At 34.9% G+C, this 17,831-nt stretch carries 16 protein-coding genes and 1 tRNA gene; 4 read left to right on the top strand and 13 right to left on the bottom strand.

Features of this window, described 5'->3' with window-relative positions; all coding sequences use genetic code 11:
- Nucleotides 1-13: 13 nt before the first annotated feature.
- Entirely contained in the window at nt 14-403 is a 390-nt protein-coding gene (locus C1638_RS17110) for a VOC family protein (RefSeq protein WP_109622986.1), read from the bottom strand.
- Between the two features lie 277 nt (nt 404-680).
- Here C1638_RS17110 and deoD point away from each other — a divergent pair, with 277 nt between their 5' ends.
- Nucleotides 681-1,391, top strand: coding sequence for a purine-nucleoside phosphorylase (gene deoD, locus C1638_RS17115; protein ID WP_076356253.1), 711 nt, complete (start codon nt 681-683; stop codon nt 1,389-1,391).
- 110 nt (nt 1,392-1,501) lie between these two features.
- On the opposite strand, the gene C1638_RS17120 is transcribed toward deoD, so the two are convergent.
- The 4 genes from C1638_RS17120 to C1638_RS17135 all read right to left on the bottom strand — a co-directional run bounded on the left by C1638_RS17120 (nt 1,502) and on the right by C1638_RS17135 (nt 4,871).
- Nucleotides 1,502-2,287 (bottom strand): TatD family hydrolase, encoded by a 786-nt coding sequence (locus tag C1638_RS17120; protein ID WP_109622988.1) that lies wholly within the window; start codon nt 2,285-2,287, stop codon nt 1,502-1,504.
- 23 nt (nt 2,288-2,310) lie between these two features.
- The gene (locus C1638_RS17125; RefSeq protein WP_109622990.1) at nt 2,311-3,354 is read right to left on the bottom strand and encodes a hypothetical protein; all 1,044 of its coding nucleotides are present in this window, start codon (nt 3,352-3,354) and stop codon (nt 2,311-2,313) included.
- 149 nt (nt 3,355-3,503) lie between these two features.
- Nucleotides 3,504-4,154 carry a tRNase toxin domain-containing protein gene (locus tag C1638_RS17130; RefSeq protein ID WP_109622992.1) on the bottom strand — a complete coding sequence of 217 codons (651 nt, stop codon included), beginning with the start codon at nt 4,152-4,154 and terminating at the stop codon, nt 3,504-3,506.
- 3 nt (nt 4,155-4,157) lie between these two features.
- Complete coding sequence (locus tag C1638_RS17135) at nt 4,158-4,871, bottom strand: DUF434 domain-containing protein (RefSeq protein ID WP_109622994.1); 714 nt, start codon at nt 4,869-4,871, stop codon at nt 4,158-4,160.
- Between the two features lie 194 nt (nt 4,872-5,065).
- On the opposite strand from C1638_RS17135, the gene C1638_RS17140 reads away from it, so the two are divergent.
- Nucleotides 5,066-5,932, top strand: a complete 867-nt coding sequence (locus tag C1638_RS17140) for a hypothetical protein (protein ID WP_228428200.1) — start codon at nt 5,066-5,068, stop codon at nt 5,930-5,932.
- 117 nt (nt 5,933-6,049) lie between these two features.
- Nucleotides 6,050-6,910 carry a DUF4822 domain-containing protein gene (locus C1638_RS22415; RefSeq protein WP_165826553.1) on the top strand — a complete coding sequence of 287 codons (861 nt, stop codon included), beginning with the start codon at nt 6,050-6,052 and terminating at the stop codon, nt 6,908-6,910.
- Between the two features lie 97 nt (nt 6,911-7,007).
- Here the strand turns inward: C1638_RS22415 and C1638_RS17150 are convergent, their stop codons facing one another.
- The 5 genes from C1638_RS17150 to C1638_RS17170 form a co-directional block, all read right to left on the bottom strand.
- Entirely contained in the window at nt 7,008-8,054 is a 1,047-nt protein-coding gene (locus tag C1638_RS17150) for an MBL fold metallo-hydrolase (protein WP_109622996.1), read from the bottom strand.
- Between the two features lie 12 nt (nt 8,055-8,066).
- Entirely contained in the window at nt 8,067-9,647 is a 1,581-nt protein-coding gene (locus C1638_RS17155) for a Na+/H+ antiporter (RefSeq protein WP_109622998.1), read from the bottom strand.
- A gap of 220 nt (nt 9,648-9,867) precedes the next feature.
- Complete coding sequence (locus C1638_RS17160) at nt 9,868-10,554, bottom strand: hypothetical protein (RefSeq protein ID WP_123838392.1); 687 nt, start codon at nt 10,552-10,554, stop codon at nt 9,868-9,870.
- 97 nt (nt 10,555-10,651) lie between these two features.
- On the bottom strand, nt 10,652-12,403 hold the full coding sequence (locus tag C1638_RS17165) for an alkaline phosphatase D family protein (RefSeq protein WP_109623002.1): 1,752 nt from the start codon (nt 12,401-12,403) through the stop codon (nt 10,652-10,654).
- 292 nt (nt 12,404-12,695) lie between these two features.
- Entirely contained in the window at nt 12,696-14,741 is a 2,046-nt protein-coding gene (locus C1638_RS17170; RefSeq protein ID WP_109623004.1) for a murein L,D-transpeptidase catalytic domain-containing protein, read from the bottom strand.
- 180 nt (nt 14,742-14,921) lie between these two features.
- On the opposite strand from C1638_RS17170, the gene C1638_RS17175 reads away from it, so the two are divergent.
- Nucleotides 14,922-15,686 (top strand): response regulator transcription factor, encoded by a 765-nt coding sequence (locus C1638_RS17175; protein WP_109623006.1) that lies wholly within the window; start codon nt 14,922-14,924, stop codon nt 15,684-15,686.
- 355 nt (nt 15,687-16,041) lie between these two features.
- Here C1638_RS17175 and C1638_RS17180 read toward each other — a convergent pair whose 3' ends face one another.
- From C1638_RS17180 to mce, 3 genes are all read right to left on the bottom strand, one after another.
- Nucleotides 16,042-16,923: a trypsin-like serine peptidase gene (locus tag C1638_RS17180; protein WP_109623009.1), complete on the bottom strand. Its 882-nt coding sequence runs from the start codon at nt 16,921-16,923 to the stop codon at nt 16,042-16,044.
- Between the two features lie 338 nt (nt 16,924-17,261).
- Nucleotides 17,262-17,335: transfer RNA gene (locus C1638_RS17185), tRNA-Ile, on the bottom strand.
- Between the two features lie 62 nt (nt 17,336-17,397).
- Complete coding sequence (gene mce / locus C1638_RS17190) at nt 17,398-17,796, bottom strand: methylmalonyl-CoA epimerase (RefSeq protein WP_109623010.1); 399 nt, start codon at nt 17,794-17,796, stop codon at nt 17,398-17,400.
- Nucleotides 17,797-17,831: the final 35 nt, after the last annotated feature.

Raw genomic sequence — 17,831 nt, forward strand, 5'->3', positions numbered from 1 at the left:
TCTCTCAATGATTTTAGGCAACAATTTCAATAATATTGTTTTCCGGATCCAGGATAACGCTTTCGTAATAGCCATCTCCTGTGGTACGTGGTTCTCCGGCTACTGTATATCCGTCTTTTCTCAACGTCTCTGTAAGTTTGTCCACTTTTTCTTTACTGCCTGCTGAAAATGCCAGATGTATGATTCCAAACTGTTGAGACTGGTAGGAGTTTTCGCTTTTTCTGATGTCTGGCCTGGTCATAATTTCTATTCTACAGCCATTATCAAAGCTTAAAAAATAGGATTCAAAGTTTTTAACAGGATTATGGTATTTTTCATTGGAAATGGCTCCAAAATACTTCTGATAAAATTCTCTGGACTGTTCAAGGTCTTTCACCCAAATAGCAATATGTTCTATTTTCATTTTTTTATTTTAATACTATTGAATGCAGCAAAATTAGCGGGTCACATCGTGTGACACTTGCTCTGTGTTATTCTATTCTTGTTCTGTATTGGCTATATTCAGTTTTGACTTTACAGAATATGACATTTTCAACAGACTTTATATACAATCCTATTTAAAGCATTTATTGATAATATTTTATGCATTACAGCCACCTGAAATTGCTCAGTTGTTTCCATCCCTGTAATGATATGATCAATATAAAAGTTATTATATTTGTGCCAGTCAAAATAAAATTATGAGTATTCACATCAGTGCAAAAAAAGGAGAAATTGCCAAAGTAGTATTGCAGCCGGGGGATCCGCTTCGTGCACAGTATATTGCTGAAAATTATTTAGAAAATGCAAAATTGGTAAGCAAAACCAGAGGAATATTTTATTATACAGGACTTTACAAAGGTAAGGAGATCACTGTAGGTGCTAGTGGAATGGGTTTCCCAAGTATTGGAATCTATTCTTTTGAGTTATTTACTGAGTATGAAGTAGATACGATTATCAGAATCGGAACTTGTGGTGCATATAATACTGATCTTAAGCTTTTTGATATTTTAAATATTGAAAATGCTGCCAGCGAAAGTACTTATGCTAAGTATGCATGGGGAATTGAGGATGAAATTCTTCCTCACCAGGGAAATATTTTCAATACCATCAATGAAACTTCTAATGAGCTATCATTACATGCTAAGGCGATCAATATCCACAGTAGTGATATTTTCTACAGAAAAGATCCTAACACTCCTGAGATTGCAACAAAATACAACTGCCCTGCAGTAGAAATGGAAGCTTTCGGATTATTTGCCAATGCTCAGCATTTAGGTAAAAATGCAGCTACTATCCTTACGGTAACTGACATTATCCCGACTCATGAGAAGATCTCTGCTGATGAGAGAGAAACAGCCTTGAAACCAATGATGGAACTGGCTTTAGAATCAGCAATTAAGAGTTTATAAGAAAGTAAAAGGAAGAAAAAGCGATTTGCTTATTTACCTCTCACTTTTCAATAACATATTAGCAATTTTGCTATAAAAAAAGAGCTTTACTTTATCAGTAGAGCTCTTTTTTATAGCTTGAAAAAATTTCTGGCAACTTCTGTGGTTTCATCTGCAACCTCAGAAATACTCATTTTTTTCAGATGGGCAATGGTTTGCGCAACATAGGGTAAAAACGAGGGTTCATTCCGTCTGTTCTGCATTCTTGGCATATTCTTCGGCAGCATGAAAGGAGCATCTGTTTCAATCATCATTCTGTCGAGAGGAACATATTTAATAACATCTTCCAGGTGTTTAAATCTTTTCTCATCACTGATGGCTCCGGTAAATCCTAAATAAAACCCTTTATCCAGATATATTTTTGCTTCATCCAATGTTCCGGTAAAGCAGTGAACAACAGCTTTCGGAAGCTTAGAAAGGTATTCATCGGTAATGTCATTAAATCTTTTAAAAGCTGATCTTTCGTGAAGAAAAAGAGGTTTATTGACTTCGATAGCTAATTCTAAATGTGCTTTGTAGCATTTTTCCTGTATGGGTCTTGGAGAAAAATCTCGATCAAAATCCAGTCCGCATTCTCCCACCGAGATTACATGATCCTGTTTCAATAGTTTTCTCAACTCGTTGATGCTTTCATGATGAAAAGATTTGGCATCATGAGGGTGAATTCCTGCTGTTGAAAATAAAATATCAGGATATTCTTCTGCGATTTCGGCAGATTCCTTACTTCCACGAACACTTGTTCCTGTTAGGATCATATGATCTACCCCATTGTCAAGGGCGCGGTTGATAATCTCTTCATGTTCATTATAGAATTGTTTATTGGTCAGATTGATACCAATATCAATGTATGTATTCATTTTTTTAAATTTGTTTATAAATATTATTTTTTCCGGGTTACAATGTCCCAGTTTTCTTCTTGTTTTGGATTATTATTTTCGGTCATGACAAGTCGGAAGCTGACTTCGCCTTTATTTTTATGAGTGAAAATATAGAATGAAAGATTTCCTACAGTGACAGATTCTTCAGAGGGCTGATGCGTAAGATAATAGTTCTGAATTACGGAAAGATCTTTCTGAACACTTGTATCTTTAACCAAAAAGCTCAAAAACTGCTTTCTCTTTTCCTCAATAGATTTTGGGTTTATATCTTTTATTTTATAGTTTCCTTCAAAAATAATCTCTAAATTATCACATCCCGAAAGCTCTGCAGAAGCTTCAAAACCATCTGATGTGTATTTGTCCTCAACTGTTTCCGTGTAATTATGTCTTTCTATACTTCTTTGGTGTTCAGTAGCGGAATTAAAGATTTTTTTATCTTTCCATTTTGCAAGAGCACAGCTAGTGAGATAGGATTCTTCATAGACATTTCCATCCTTGTAAACAAAAGAGAGTTCTGTAGATTCCAGACTGTCTATGGGTTTATTATAGGAACGGTAGTTTTGCATTGCCGATGCTTTCAACTTTCCGCCTTCATAAGATAATCCATCCACAACATTGTATGAAAAGGGCGCGGAAGCCTGTATCTCATGTCTTTGACTAATTCTATGGTCTTTTCCTGTGATGATATATAGAATTTCTGAGTTGGTATTGGCGTTTCCACCCAACATTCCCTCTGAGTTCCTTTCCACAATATAATCCATGATCCCATCATTATTAAAATCATCAGAAGCTATTTTCTGAAAGGTTACTGTATACGGATTATCATCATTTTTAAAAGAAACAGTGTAATTTTTATAATCTATTTCTTCTGGTTTTTCTTTGCCCACTTCTTCATCCAGCAGAACTTTAAGAATATCAAAATTTTCTTGTGATGCAACCTCATTGTTTTTTACAACAGCTACTGAATCCTTTTTTTCAATGGTTTTCTTATCTTCTTTTCCTTTACATGAAAACAGAACCAAAGTGGAAAGTAAAATATATTTCATAAGATGTGATTAGGTTTTATAAGGCGTAAGTTAAATTATTTTCAATTAACGCTTAAGAATCTATAGTGATTATGTACTGTTGATCTATGGCAACTTTTCATGGCTGCAAAATTACGGATTAACAACGTAATCTTTTTGCGTAGTTAATATTATTCATTGATAAATTTTTCCAGAAAGCCAATGAGTTTTTTTCCTCCATGGCTCCAGCGGATTCCGTGGCCCTGTTTTTCTCTAACTTCAAAGACAAGTCCGTGTTTATAGTGAAAGAAGATGTTCCACCACGTTTTATTTTCAAGAATATAATGGATTTTCTGCATTACTTTCTCCTGCTTCTGTTGATTATTTCCTTTGACTTCACCCCAAAAATGATCTTCCATTCTTCCTGTATGTTTTTCCCAAGCTCGCTGGGCAATGGTAATTTCATTGTTAAAAGATTCTTCACAGGCATCAATTAATACATTCTGAAGAGGTGGAATTGCATTTTCATCACGAATGCTCGCTGAAGTAAGCCTTTGTCCTAAAACAATAAGCCAGTCTTCAATAGGAATAATTTCCAGATGTTTTGCCTTAACCTCATCAGAATCTGTACTCCCGAGGATATTGATCAACTTATCAAAGCTATCCGCTCTGTTTATTTTTATTTCTTCATTAAAATAGGGCAAGTCCCATTCTAAAGCATCATTTTTATATTTCCTTATATTTTCCTCCAGCCTTTTCAGATGCTCTTCTTCTAAAACACCTTGATATTTCTCTTTCCACGAATCTGAAATCAGGGGAATATATTTGTTAAATAAACTCATTTTTTATCGTGTTTTGATCAGATTAACAGACAGTTTTTCTTCTTGAATCAAATACTCAATCAGATTGAACCATTCTTTGCAGTGATCTAATATCCAGGCATCTGATGAAATGATTATTTCTGAACTTTCTGCCAGAAATTTATCCGGATTGTATTGTAATTCAGCTTCCCAATTGAGCTTGTTTTCCAAAGCAAAATCGAGAATAATCTGTTTAATTCTTCCGCTGTTGGAGACGGGTTGATCAAAAACCCAAACCAATTTCTGAACTAGATTCTTTTGAAAGAATTCGGCAACAAGTTCTATCGCTTTTAAAGTTTGATTCACTCTTTTATAGGTCCCATGAACTCCGGAAAGATCTCGAAAACAGCCATCAGCACCCTCAAAAATGTAGGCTTCAGACAATAAACTTTCCAATAAAATCAAGACATTGAAGCCATCAAGATAAATGGTTTTATCCTTTAGATCAGAAGTGCTTAATTGTTTGAGTTTTCTGTCGTGAATTTGTATATCAGAAGCCGAGGCCCCCCGTAAAGCCTGTATCTGTCTTGTTTTTAATCTATATCTATTTCCTACAAGCTCGGAAGATGCTTTTTCTGCATATCCCTTTGTTAACAAATACTGCATATCTTGAACTGCCAGTTTCAGCTTGCTGATCTGTTTTTCTGAACCGAATAAATTGTCGTCACCAGTATTTTTTCCGCGGTTTCTGTTATTCATATTCAAAAATAGAGTTTTGTTGTGAGGTGGAGATTAATTTCAACCATAAAAATACGAGTTAAAGAAGTTCACTTAAAATCTATTTCTTTTCGGTTTGAATAGTATCTATTTTGGAAAATTTTCATACAAAACTTCGATAAATAATTGTCTTGTACTGATGGTTTATTGTACTTTTAAGGAAAATGCACAGAATTATGAAGATTCAAAATCAGGTTTCGCTTTTCTTACTGTTAATTTCTTTTGGATTATGTTTTATTGGGTGTGAAAACAAGGGTAAAGAAAGGTCTACGAACAAGGCTGGCTTATCTGGAAATGCATCAAAGGAAAAACTGAAAAGTGTTGACAACTTTAATAAGGATACGAAAACGATTCATGTTCTTGTAGCTTTGTGCGACAATAAATATCAGGGAATTGTTCCTGTTCCTGAAAAAATAGGAAATGGTCAGGATCCTGATCAAAATTTATATTGGGGAGCAGGCTATGGAGTTCGTACGTATTTCAAAAAAAGTAAGGACTGGAAATTTTTAAAGTCTGAAAAAAAGGATTCAATAAGAATGGAAAGACTTGTTTTTCAACATGCCACCAAGAAGAATTATTATTTGGTAGCTGATGCCTATGATGGACAGTATATCAAAAACTGCACAAAGGATTTTTTCTACAGCAGTTCGGGGCAGATGAAAGATGTTCTTCATGTTAATAATACCAGTATCGGTATTTATGGAAATTCAAGTCTTGTTTCTTATATAGGTCATGATGGGTTAATGGATTTTCAATTGTCTGAGTCTTTTAAAAACACTGATGGAAAAACACGAGACTGCATCATTCTGGCATGTTACAGTAAAAAATTCTTCTCTCCATTGTTAAGGGAAACCAAAGCTAATCCTTTGGTATGGACCAGCCACCTTATGGCTCCGGAGGCTTATATTCTTCATGATGCATTAGCCGGATATATCAATAATGAATCAGGAGAACAGATCAGAAGCAAAGCCGCACTGGCCTATTCCAAATATCAGAAATGCAGTGAGAAAGCGGCAAGAAATCTATTGGTAACCGGATGGTAATATCAATTCATCTGCATTGTATACCGTCTGTTATATATTCTACAACAAAAGAGATATTTTATACAACGTATTGATATTTATTCGGGATAAGTTTGCAAAGACTTAAAAAATACCCTTATGAATACACTGAAAAAACTATGTTATCTGTCTGCAGCAGTTCTTTTATCTGCTTCTTTCGTATCATGCTCTAATGATGATGATACTGAAATTGTTGTTGAACAGCAGACTCCCTCACAGGTTCTGTCTTCTACTCCATGGGAAACTACGGGAGCTAAGGATAAGAACGGTAATAATGTAGCATTAGTTGATGCCAGTGTAGCTGGTTATGTAGGTTTTGCTTACTTCAAAGCAGACGGAAAGTTTGCCATTTACAGCCTAACTGATGTATTAAGATCCAGAGGAACTTGGTCTGTAGATCCTCAGGGAAAGACAAGAATTATTGCATCCTTGAATCCGGATGGATCTACCATCTTCAGTCGTGATGTTGAAATCTTGGTTTTAAATAAAAATGAATTCACTTACAGAATTCGCCCTAATGCAGCTGATCCTTCTATTTATTATGACATTATCCATACGAAGACTTCTCATGCTGAACCCAATAACGGACAGCTTACATTGGCTTCTACTCCTTGGGAAACTACGGGAGCTAAAGATAAAAGTGGAAATAATGTAGCTTTAAATGATACCAGTGTGGCTGGCTATGTAGGATATTCTTACTTTAAAGCGAATGGGACTTTCAAAATCTTCGGGTTAAACAATGTATTGAGATCTCAGGGAACATGGTCTATTTCTCCTGATGGAAAGAAAAGAACCCTTGTTGGTTTAGATAATAACGGTAATGTTACTTTCACCCGTGTTGTGGATATTCTTCTTTTGAACGAAACTACGTTTACCTATAGAATTACTCCTGACGCAACAAATCCAGCAGTATTTTACGATATCATTCATTCTAAGGTGAGTCATAACGAGCCTCAGTAGTGATTATTTTTTTTTGATAATAAGGAAAACCTGCTCAATAATGAGCAGGTTTTATTTTTATGGGAATCTTTATATTAACCCAACAAAGATTTTATTCTTACTTATAATCTTCCCACCATTTCTTCCAGGTTGTCTTTCCTAATTGATTCAAATCTACTTTTTCACCCATCAAAGGCAAAGTAATTGGCTGCTGATTTTCTTCTGCATTTTTGGTTGCCAGTTCCACAGGTTCAAACCATGCGTGCTGGGCTAATTTGAATTTTGAATGATGTACCGGAATAAAGTTTTTCGCTTTTAATTCCTGTATTTCCCCAATAAGCTGATCGGGCAAAGTGTGGATATACGGCCATTTTTCATTGTATTGCCCACATTCCATTACTGCTAAATCAAAAGGTCCGTATTTATCTCCTATCTCTGTAAAATGATTTCCATAGCCACTGTCTCCGCCTAAAAAGAGATTCTTGGTGGGGGTTTTCAAAACAAAGGAGGTCCAAAGTGAGATATTTCGGTTCAACAGTCTTCCGGAAAAATGTCTTGCCGGTGTAAGTGTAATTTTAAAACCATCCGCAATATCTATACTATCCCACCAGTTTTTTTCAATGATCTTTTCCGGCTCCCAACCCCAGTATTCAAAGTGCTGGCCTGTTCCCAGACCACAAATTACGGTAGTAACCTTATCCTTTAAAGCCTGAACGGTTTTATAGTCTAAATGATCCCAATGATCGTGAGAGATAAGGAGAAAATCGATCTCCGGCATATGTTCTGGTTTATAATAATCTGCTCCCTGAAATGCCTTTATGGATCCAGGCATTGGAGATGCATTTCCACTGAAAACAGGATCTACCAGAAACCTTTTCCCATCAATCTGAATGAAATAAGAACTGTGCCCAAACCATATGAGTACGTTTTCTTCGGGAGCTATATTTTTCAAGTCTGTTACTACAAACGGAAGCTCCGTTCTTGGTGAGGTATTTTCTACTTTACAGAGACTGTTCAGCAATGCTTTGGTCATGCTTTCTCCCTCTAATAAAGGAGGAGTATTGAGTATATTCTGAAATTTTCCATTGGCATAATTGGAAAGTGTACTGAAATAGTCTTTTCTTTTATCATCGGGAAATTGCCCGAGTTGTTTTACTAAATTCATTTGTTGTATTTTTTACATTCTGAGCCTTTCTTCTTCCAGATCCAGCCTTGTTAAATAATGTCTTATATATTCTTCATCAATGTTCGGATTACGTCTGTTTTCTTCCCGAAGCCAGATACGTTGTTGTTCCAATGTTTTAAAGTAAATTTCCTTGACCTCATCAGATACTTTATGAACGGAATCATCTCGATCTTCCTGTTCCCAACGGTCCATCAATCTATTGAAATACTCATTTTCATTTCTCCTTTCTTTATAATTTTCATTAAGATAACTGATGGCTATGCGACGCATTCCTTTTCGTAGGAAGCTTTCTGATTCTTCCTCAGATATATACCCTCCGCTGGAATCTGACAAGTTAAGTTTCTGAATGAGTGCAGGTAAGGTTAATCCCTGAACAATAAGGGTAACCAAAATCACGACAAAAGTTATAAACAGGATGAGGTCACGATGTGGAAAAGGCTGTCCATTTTCCATCATTACAGGAATGGATAGAGCTGCCGCCAGAGAAACCACTCCACGCATCCCTGTCCAGCCCATCAGTATGGGAGCTTTCATTCCCGGATCTCTATCTGCAACATCTATAAAGTTCCGCATAACTAATGTAACGAGAACGGCTCCAAATGAAGCAAAAAAACGAACAACAATCAATACTGCTGTAACCAATAAACCGTAGCCGACAGCTTCTGACAAACTTATTCCTTCTTTATCTAAACCTACCATAATTTCAGGAAGATCTAATCCTATCAATAAAAAGACAATTCCGTTAATCAGAAATACAAAACTTTCCCAAACATTAGAACCTCTTAATCTTGATTCCGATGTTCTGAAAATTTCATGTCTTCTTATGGAAAGAAACAACCCGCCGCTTACAACAGCCAATACACCTGAAGCATGAACTTCTTCTGCAGCAATATACATTACATAAGGAGCTACCAAACTGAGAATAGCATCCATATTGACGTCGGTAGGAAATATTTTTTCAATTTTTAAAAAGATAAAAGCCAACACAACTCCTATCCCCAAACCTCCAAACACCATCCAGCCAAAGCTTAATGCGGCTTCCTGCCATACAAACTGCCCTGTGGCTACTGCTACCATTGCAAACCGAAAGATGATCAGGGAAGAAGCGTCGTTGAACAAACTTTCTCCCTCCAAAACGGTAGATGCATTCTTTGGAACTTTTACAAACTTTAAAATGGCTCCGGCACTCACGGCATCCGGCGGGGAAACGATTCCTCCCAACACAAAACCCAATGCCAATGAAAACCCGGGGATAAATGAATTGGCTATAAAAGCTACAGATATTGCTGTAAGAAATACTACAATAAAAGCAAAACTTGTAATAATCCGCCTCAGTTTCCAGATTTCTTTCCACGAAACGGCAAAGGCAGCTTCATACAAGAGGGGTGGTAAGAAAATAATAAAGATAAGCTCGGGATCTATTTTTATTGTTGGCAAACCAGGAATAAAACTGATGAGCAGACCGGCAATAACCAAAATAATGGGATATGCCACTTTTAAACGATTGGCCAGCATAATGGCACTAATAATCACCAGTACCAGCCCTAAGTAATAAATAAAATTTTCTACCATTTGTTTTTCAATTAATTTCTAAACCAAATTATATTTTTTGAGAAACGCTCTCTGTTTCTATCTGGTTAATAAGTCTTAATAGAAAAATAAATATAAGGATATGATTTTAATTTTCAGAACGAATCAGAATGTATTTTACTTTAAAAAGATGTTTAAAATACAGAAAGAAGATACATCTTATTTTACTACACAAAAAATTGTTCTTTAGTTATTATAGGGATTAGCTCACTAATTTATACAGTAAAAAAGCACCTCCTAAAGTTAACAATACTAATACTCCCCCAACTTTCAGTAGGGTAGCCCAATAGGTTTTCCAATCGAAAGTAAAATCCACAGGATTGATATAGTATACATCAAAAACAAAAGGATTTATACGTAGATCTGGTCTGAAGTATACAATTCCCTGAATATACTTTCTGCGCAAGGCTCTCAGATTGGTAAAGTAATAATAGTAGCCGGCATCCATTCCATCAAAATCAACATCTGCTATACGGCTACCGTCATTCACTTTCAACATATACTGTTTGTTTCTTGGGCTGACCCCTACATCATATTGATCTGAAAAGGAGTATTCTTTTAAATTGCTGTAAAGAACCTCATCCATTGTTCCATCTGCTCTTTCATAATGTACCCCTTTGTCATCAACCACAATTCTTTTGACTATTCTCTTTCTGATTTTTTTTTGATAAAGAAAAAAACGGTAAAGCAAAAATCCTAAAATAGGATAATACAGAATGCCTACTACAATAAACCATGTTAACTGCCCACATATGATAGCAGGTAATATTAAAATTACCAGAAACATCGCCAATAATAAAAGTGCTGCGAAAAATCGGGTCACCAATGTCATGAAGAACCATGGCTTAGAAACTAACGGTAAAAACTCTTTTCCTTTATCCTCTTGCATATGTTCAAGATACAAAAAAATTGTTAAAATAAAAAGAGCTACAGGGGTACCTACAGCTCTTATACAAAATTGAAAATAAGATATGTTCTTTTTGAAACTATGAGATTGTATATGTTTTTTCGGTTGTAACATTATAGGTTTCAGAGATTACATTATCTACAAACCTCCATTCTGCCATAGAACTTCCGGAAGTAAATTTTACATGCAGATATCCTCTTTTATAAAGGTTGGCATAATCTAAATCATCTATAAGTAATGAAAATGCCTGAGCCAATTCTATTGCCTTAGTAGGGTCGGAAGTGATTCCAAGATATCCTTCAAGCCCAGGAGAGGAAACGGAGCTGCATGCTAATTCGGTTCCAATAAAATTACCCTGAGCATTGGTAAGTTTCCCTAACCATGCATTATGAGTATCACCGGCCAATACTATCACTTTTTTTCCTGCCAGAATAGAATATAGTTGTTCTCTTTCCATAAAGTATCCATCCCATGCATCTAGATTATAAGGTAAGGTAGTTGTAATTCTTGCAATTTCCTGCGGAGTAAGTGTTGGATCCTGTTGCTTGTATCTTGTTTTAAGAATAATCAACTGGGTAATTGTAGTCTGAAGAGCCTGCATCGTTGCTGGTTGCGCACTTCCATACTGCTTTATTTCTGCAAGGATTTGGTTTAGTAACATTAGAAGTTCTGCAGGAACCATCATTTTCGTCATTAGAATTTGTTGTCCCAAAACTTTCCATTTTGCAGTATCAGAATTAATCTGAGATCCCAGCCATGTCATCTGCTCGCTTCCTATCAGTTTTCTGTTGGTGCTTAAAAAATCTGCTTTAAACTTTATCTGATCAAAGTTCCCTGCACTATCCAGATAATCTGAATACTCCATTTGTTTATCTCTTGCAATTACTCTTGTATCCATCATGTAAAGAGATACAATATTTCCGAATGTGAAGCTTCTGTAAATCCTTAGATCTTTTCCTGTTTTCAGGGGAATATATTCGCTGTACGCCTGAAATGCAGCCATTTTTCTTGTCTGGAAATCTCCTTCATTAGGCTGATGGTTTTCTGCTCCGGATTTATAAGTATCATTGGCAAACTCATGATCATCCCATACACAAATGAAAGGTTTTTTCTGGTGAAGAAGCTGAAGATTTTTATCGCTCCTGTACTGTCTGTATCTTTCTCTGTAATCACTCAGGTTAAGGATTTCCTTAGCTGGTTTATGGGCTCTGCCAAGTTGATTAGTGTAAGGATTGGTTCCGTACTGCCCCGGAGCATATTCATAAATATAGTCACCAAGATGTACCACTACATCTGCTTCCGATTGAGCAATGGCTCCGTAAACATTGAAAAGTCCTGCAGGAAAGTTGGAACATGATACCACAGCCATTTTCACCTCGTTTACAGAATCTGTTTTGGAAGGTAAGGTAAGGGTTTCTCCTACTACGCTGCTTTCTTTGGTTTTATAATTATAGAATCTATAGTAATATTTTGTGTTGGATGGAATGTTTTGTACATCCACTGCTATCGTAAAATCATTGACTGATGAGGCATTGGCCTGTCCTTTTCTTACTACCTCGGAAAAGTTACTGTTTCTGCTTATTTCCCAGATAATTTCAGCATCAGTACCTACAGAATACCTTGTCCAGATAATCACTCCCGTTGCTGTAGGGTCGAAACTTGCTACACCAGATTCAAATCCCTTATTTTTAAGATCATTAGGAGCATTCCTGTTCTCTGTAAAATCATCACTGCAACTTTCAATTAAAGGAGCAATAAAGATTCCTCCTGCTGCCAATAGTGAATTTTTGAGAAACCTTCTTCTGTTGAACTGGTTGTTGTTTTCCATCATTATTTTTTCTGCAAAACAACGGTATCTATTATAGAATGCTGTTAACTGTATTTTAATTAATTCTTATACTTTTTTAAACATTTGTTTAATGCGATATTCTCTTCAAAAATTAAAATTTACAAGAGAAATTCCGGAACTATTTATTATTGATGATACTTTTTTGATCCTATTTATGAAAACCAGAACCTTGTGGATGTTGGCCCATACGGATCAGGTATAGAAATATAAAAACCACTTACATCCCTGTGAGTGGTTTTTTGTCTATTAAATTATTTTAAATTCATATATTATTCTAATCTCCCTGATACCATGCTAAAAAGTAGGACCCTTCTTTCAGGTTTTCAATCACTTCATTGGAAACAGATGGATGAACAGCAAAACACCCCTCAGAACGTCCTGCACGTCCGGTATTTTCAAAATTAGGAACTACATAATCTGCACTATGAATAACAATATCTCTTTCACGAACGTTAGAATTTGAATTTTCCAAACCATCTACCCGTAATGATTTTCCATGTTTCCCCATATAAGTCTCACCGGTTTTGTAAACGCCGAGGCTTGAGCAATTAGATCCATTTACATTGGAAAAGGTTTTAGCATACTTATCCCCTGAGTTTTTACCATGAGCAACTAAGTATTTTTTAAAGCTTTCATCAATTAAATTAAAAATAAATAGTCGCTCTTCTGAGCTTGGCTTATTAAAATCAACAATAGCCCAAAAATTAGCATGACTTCCTTGAGCATTTTTGAAATTAAACAATCTCTCAAGTGCCTTTCTTTGTCCTATAGTTTCTGCAAGTCTAAGGGCAATTTCCTTTTTATTATTGGTGGGAAAACGATAGTCTGCAATTTTATTCATGCCATCCATATGAAGTTTTTCAGCTCCTATTTGCTGGATTTCTTCATTGGTTAAAACAGTTCCATTCCCTGAATTTTTAATCAAAATATATTGAACATTCGAATCTTTACCTCCGGATTTGGCACTGCCATTAATTCCCAATTGTTTTGCAAGATAAACAGACCCTTCACCTAATTTACCTTTGGGGCCATGATCAGCAAAAATGGCAAAACACTGTTTGTTGTTATCTTTATTAATCACCAATGCAATATCACCCAGAGAAAAATCGTCAGAAAACCCACCCGGTAAAACGATGTAAGGTATTTCCTCTGAATTTACATATCTATTGGGGTCGCTATAATTCTTAGTTCTATCCTGAAGAGAGGTCATTGATATATAATACCCTGGTGCCGGATCGGTATTTTTCTGAATCAATGGATTCCCGGATTCTTGTTTATTATCTGTTGCCAAGGCCCACCATTTACCGGAGTGTCCTGCATTCCCCAGATAATCTAATGCCAGAGAACTGTCTCGGTGATAAGCTCTTGGTGAACCATCTGCATCTATTCTCATACCACTTGTAAACGAAATCAAATTGGATTCTCTCCATTCGTAGGATGGAATATTCTCCAGGGTTTTAAATTTAACAGGAAGTTCTTCCATATCCTCTTCATGTTCATGAGCCGTGGTAATGATGGCAGGCATAGCAGCCGGATTTCGAAGTTCTGGCAAAATACCATCTGGCAACCAAAATCCACGAGTTGCTACTTTCACATCATCCTCTGTATAAACCACTCCATACTTTCCGTTATCCATTTTTTTATCATACAATTCATTTTCTTCTTCTAAGATTACATAAATATGGAATGTATGGTCAAAGGTTTCATAGAACTTCCCTCTTGCCATTACTCCTACTGCTCCTTTCTGTGTTTTATAATCCTTTTTCAGATAATATTTAAAACCCAAACGATACAGCATTATTTCAACATTATGAGTAGGATAATACTTTGTATGGTCGTTAAACAATATTGCTCTTGAATCCTGTCCTGCATTTCTAAAGGCATATTCCAGAAAAGTAGAACAAGTAGTCGCACATTCTGCATTCACCGGAGCCTCTTTATGAGCTTCGATTTTAGCTTGGGATACCTGTCCTGAATTGTTACATAATGCAACCATCCCATTTAAATATTCTTGTCCCTCAATAGCATTCATAAGCTTATCTCTATTGATCCCCTCTAAAAATGACAGGTTATAGGGATAAAGATCTTCATCCAGTTCCAGATTAAGCGCATTTTGTGTAGTATTATCAATTGTACCAGTTACCGCTATTCCATTTGATTTCTGAAATGCTAGTATTGCATTCTTTGTTTTGGGACCAAAGCCACCATCAATTTCTTGTACAGTACTTCCAAACCCTAAATTTGTTAGAATTTGCTGTAACACTGCTACATACTTTCCATTATCGCCGAACTTCGGAATTTTTGAAATTTTTGTTGACATAATTTTGAGTTTTGGGTTTTAGTTTTAGATAGTTGCTTTTCGAATTATTGCAAAAGACCTCATACAAGTACTTCGTATTTTATTTCAAAATTCCACAAATAAGAGACTCTTCACAATACAACAATTGTTGTATTTTTAACATACTTTAACTATCTTTATAAAAAACTAAATGACCTGAAAATGAATAATCAACATCCGCTTCAGCAAGTATGGGATCAATATCCTAATGCTATGCATAATGAGAAACAATCTCTAAAAGCCCCCCCTATAAAAAGACTGATTGCTGAAATGTTCTGTATTGGAAATTTTTATTATTATGTTTTAAATATTGCAGACAGTACACTAACCAATCATCACGAAAGTATTTTGACCATGCATGGCTTGAAAAAGTATCCCAAGCATTTAAAGGAAGTTATAGATCTTATTCATCCCGATGATATTGAGTTTGTGATGGAAGCTGAAAAAATGACCATTGAAAAAATGCAGGAAATTGGATGGGAACACCAAACTCAATTGAAAAGCAGCTATTGCTTTCGGATGAAAACAGAAACAGATCATTACGAAATGTTCCATCATCAATCAATACACACATTAAAAAGCAAAGATGGAAAGCTATTGCAAGCAGTCAATATACACACTAATATCCAGCATCTTGTAAAGGAAAATCCTTACACTGTATTAGTTTCCGGAATTGGTAACCGTAGTGATTTTCACCAAATGCATTATAGCAAAGAATCAAAAGAAAAGGAACAGGAAACCCTTACCAAGAGGGAGTTAGAAATTTTAAACTTTATTACAAAAGGTCTTTCTGCTTCAGAAATTTCAAAAATATTAAACATTTCCTTTTACACCGTTCGTACTCATAGAAAAAACATCCTGGAAAAAATGCAATCAAAGAACACTTCAGAACTTATGAAAATTTGTTTTCAAAGAGGTTTAATTTAACCGCAAAGGATTTTCTTACTTTGTATATATAATAAAAAAAACCACTCACATTACTGTAAGTGGTTGATTTTATGTGGTCCCACCTGTAATGTCCCCCGTGTATTTATGTGGCATTAGATGGAGTTATATTTACTTTATATCAGCTATTTATAAAAATATTGGAGTTGGATGGAACGCTGTGGATGTACATGGGTTTAAGCGTCTTTTTAAATCAGATGCCTAATTGTACAATTATTAAAAAAACTCTTATAAACTATTTTATTAATCAATAACCAATCATAAAATGGAACATTAATAAGGAGAAGCCTAAAATAAAGAAATTTAACTATTAAATAAGAAGTTCAAAGATAGTAATCTATGAAAATTCATTTATTGTTTCAATTATATATTCACTCTTTATTACTCCTCCTAGCCCTAGTTTTTGAAAATTATCACCTCCATTTAAACTTGGGTAAGAGTGTGTTAAAATACCTACAACACATGGAGTGGCTTTCTGTAAAGATGGCATTATTTGCCTATCATACATCTGAATTAAATTAGACTTAGTTATAACTAAACTTCCTGATGATCCACCAAAAACATTTGCATCGATAAGAAATCCGTTAAGCCTTTCCGCGTTAAAAACAGGTTTTAAAAAAGAATTAAAATAATATACTTCTGTAGGATCTGTTGCTATTACCCCACTTCTTAAAAGAGGTGTACTATTTTTTTCATTGTAAAAAAAACTCGGATAGCCAATAAAAAAAACCTCATCTCCAATGGTTAGATTTCTTTGTTTTAAATTATCAGTAGTAGCTAGAATATCAATTGGTGGAAGATGTTCCTCCAAATTTCTTATATCTCCATAATTATTAACAAATGCTTCAGTAAAATCAATTACTGCCACATCCTCACCTTGAGGATTAAATTTTATAATGTTACTAGCATTTCCATGAACATCATAAATTGGAATTGTTATTTTAAATGTTTTTGTAGTACTCCAAGGTGCATGTAAAGTAAATGTAATTGTTGATGACACTAATTGTGTAGGTAAAACATGTTTATTTGTGATTAGAAAAATCTTACAACGATTCTCTTTATAATCTTTAATTAAAATTGTGCCTGTTCCAGAGGGAATTGAGATTCCAGATTCGTTAACGAATGAGATAACTCCCACACAATTGAATAATGACTGTTTCCAATTATCAACATTGTTTATTTTGATTAGTTCTTCAGGAGTGAGTTTTGATAGGTCCATAGTTTTTGTATGCAAAATACTAAAAAAAACTATTAGACAGAATTATTTTTAATATAAAGTAGATTACAAAAATAGATATGAATATAGAAATTTAATTAAAATATTATTATCAATTATACTTAATATTTTTCAATTTTTCACATTATATATAGTTCTCGTTTGTTTCTTCTTCTTTTAATTTTGCTAGTATGACTCTAATCAATATTTAAAATTATTCAGCCAAACACATTTATAATAGTATTATTACGTAAATTTACAATCTAATTTTTTATTGGAAATTAGATACAAAATACTAACAAATAAAAACCGCTCACATTATGTAAGCGGTTGATTTTCTGTGGTCCCACCTGGGCTCGAACCAGGGACCACCTGATTATGAGTCAGGTGCTCTAACCAACTGAGCTATAGGACCTCAAAACTTGGTTAAATTTTGTGTTTGCAAAAATAGTAAAAATTATTTCACTACAAAATTTTTTATTGCTTTTCTTGGCAAAGTTCTACCAGCACACCGTTTGTAGACTTCGGATGCAGGAATACAACTAATTTATTATCAGCACCTTCTTTCGGTTCTTCAGAGATAAATTGAAACCCTTCTTTTTTTAATCTTTTTACTTCTTCTACAATATTTTCTACTCCAAAAGCTAAATGATGGATCCCTTCACCCTTTTTTTCGATGAATTTTGAGATTGGGCTTTCAGGATTACTGGCTTCCAATAATTCAATTTTACTTTCTCCTGTTTCATAAAAAGACGTTACCACGCCCTCTCTTTCCACAGTTTCTTTTTTATAGGATTCTTTTCCTAATAATTTGGTAAAAAGCTCATCGGAGATCCCCAAAGACTTTACGGCAATACCAATATGTTCTAGCTTCATAAATAGTAATAAATATAATTAAATCGTAAATTTGA

This window comes from Chryseobacterium oncorhynchi (assembly GCF_002899895.1).
In the GTDB taxonomy this organism is placed as follows: Bacteria; Bacteroidota; Bacteroidia; order Flavobacteriales; family Weeksellaceae; genus Chryseobacterium; species Chryseobacterium oncorhynchi.

Excerpts from the sequence above, each read along its gene's own strand:
- C1638_RS17110 (WP_109622986.1), bottom strand. The coding sequence starts at position 403 with ATGAAAATAGAACATATTGCTATTTGGGTGAAAGACCTTGAACAGTCC.
- deoD (WP_076356253.1), top strand. The coding sequence starts at position 681 with ATGAGTATTCACATCAGTGCAAAAAAAGGAGAAATTGCCAAAGTAGTA.
- C1638_RS17120 (WP_109622988.1), bottom strand. The coding sequence starts at position 2,287 with ATGAATACATACATTGATATTGGTATCAATCTGACCAATAAACAATTC.
- C1638_RS17125 (WP_109622990.1), bottom strand. The coding sequence starts at position 3,354 with ATGAAATATATTTTACTTTCCACTTTGGTTCTGTTTTCATGTAAAGGA.
- C1638_RS17130 (WP_109622992.1), bottom strand. The coding sequence starts at position 4,154 with ATGAGTTTATTTAACAAATATATTCCCCTGATTTCAGATTCGTGGAAA.
- C1638_RS17135 (WP_109622994.1), bottom strand. The coding sequence starts at position 4,871 with ATGAATAACAGAAACCGCGGAAAAAATACTGGTGACGACAATTTATTC.
- C1638_RS17140 (WP_228428200.1), top strand. The coding sequence starts at position 5,066 with ATGAAGATTCAAAATCAGGTTTCGCTTTTCTTACTGTTAATTTCTTTT.
- C1638_RS22415 (WP_165826553.1), top strand. The coding sequence starts at position 6,050 with ATGAATACACTGAAAAAACTATGTTATCTGTCTGCAGCAGTTCTTTTA.
- C1638_RS17150 (WP_109622996.1), bottom strand. The coding sequence starts at position 8,054 with ATGAATTTAGTAAAACAACTCGGGCAATTTCCCGATGATAAAAGAAAA.
- C1638_RS17155 (WP_109622998.1), bottom strand. The coding sequence starts at position 9,647 with ATGGTAGAAAATTTTATTTATTACTTAGGGCTGGTACTGGTGATTATT.
- C1638_RS17160 (WP_123838392.1), bottom strand. The coding sequence starts at position 10,554 with ATGCAAGAGGATAAAGGAAAAGAGTTTTTACCGTTAGTTTCTAAGCCA.
- C1638_RS17165 (WP_109623002.1), bottom strand. The coding sequence starts at position 12,403 with ATGATGGAAAACAACAACCAGTTCAACAGAAGAAGGTTTCTCAAAAAT.
- C1638_RS17170 (WP_109623004.1), bottom strand. The coding sequence starts at position 14,741 with ATGTCAACAAAAATTTCAAAAATTCCGAAGTTCGGCGATAATGGAAAG.
- C1638_RS17175 (WP_109623006.1), top strand. The coding sequence starts at position 14,922 with ATGAATAATCAACATCCGCTTCAGCAAGTATGGGATCAATATCCTAAT.
- C1638_RS17180 (WP_109623009.1), bottom strand. The coding sequence starts at position 16,923 with ATGGACCTATCAAAACTCACTCCTGAAGAACTAATCAAAATAAACAAT.
- mce (WP_109623010.1), bottom strand. The coding sequence starts at position 17,796 with ATGAAGCTAGAACATATTGGTATTGCCGTAAAGTCTTTGGGGATCTCC.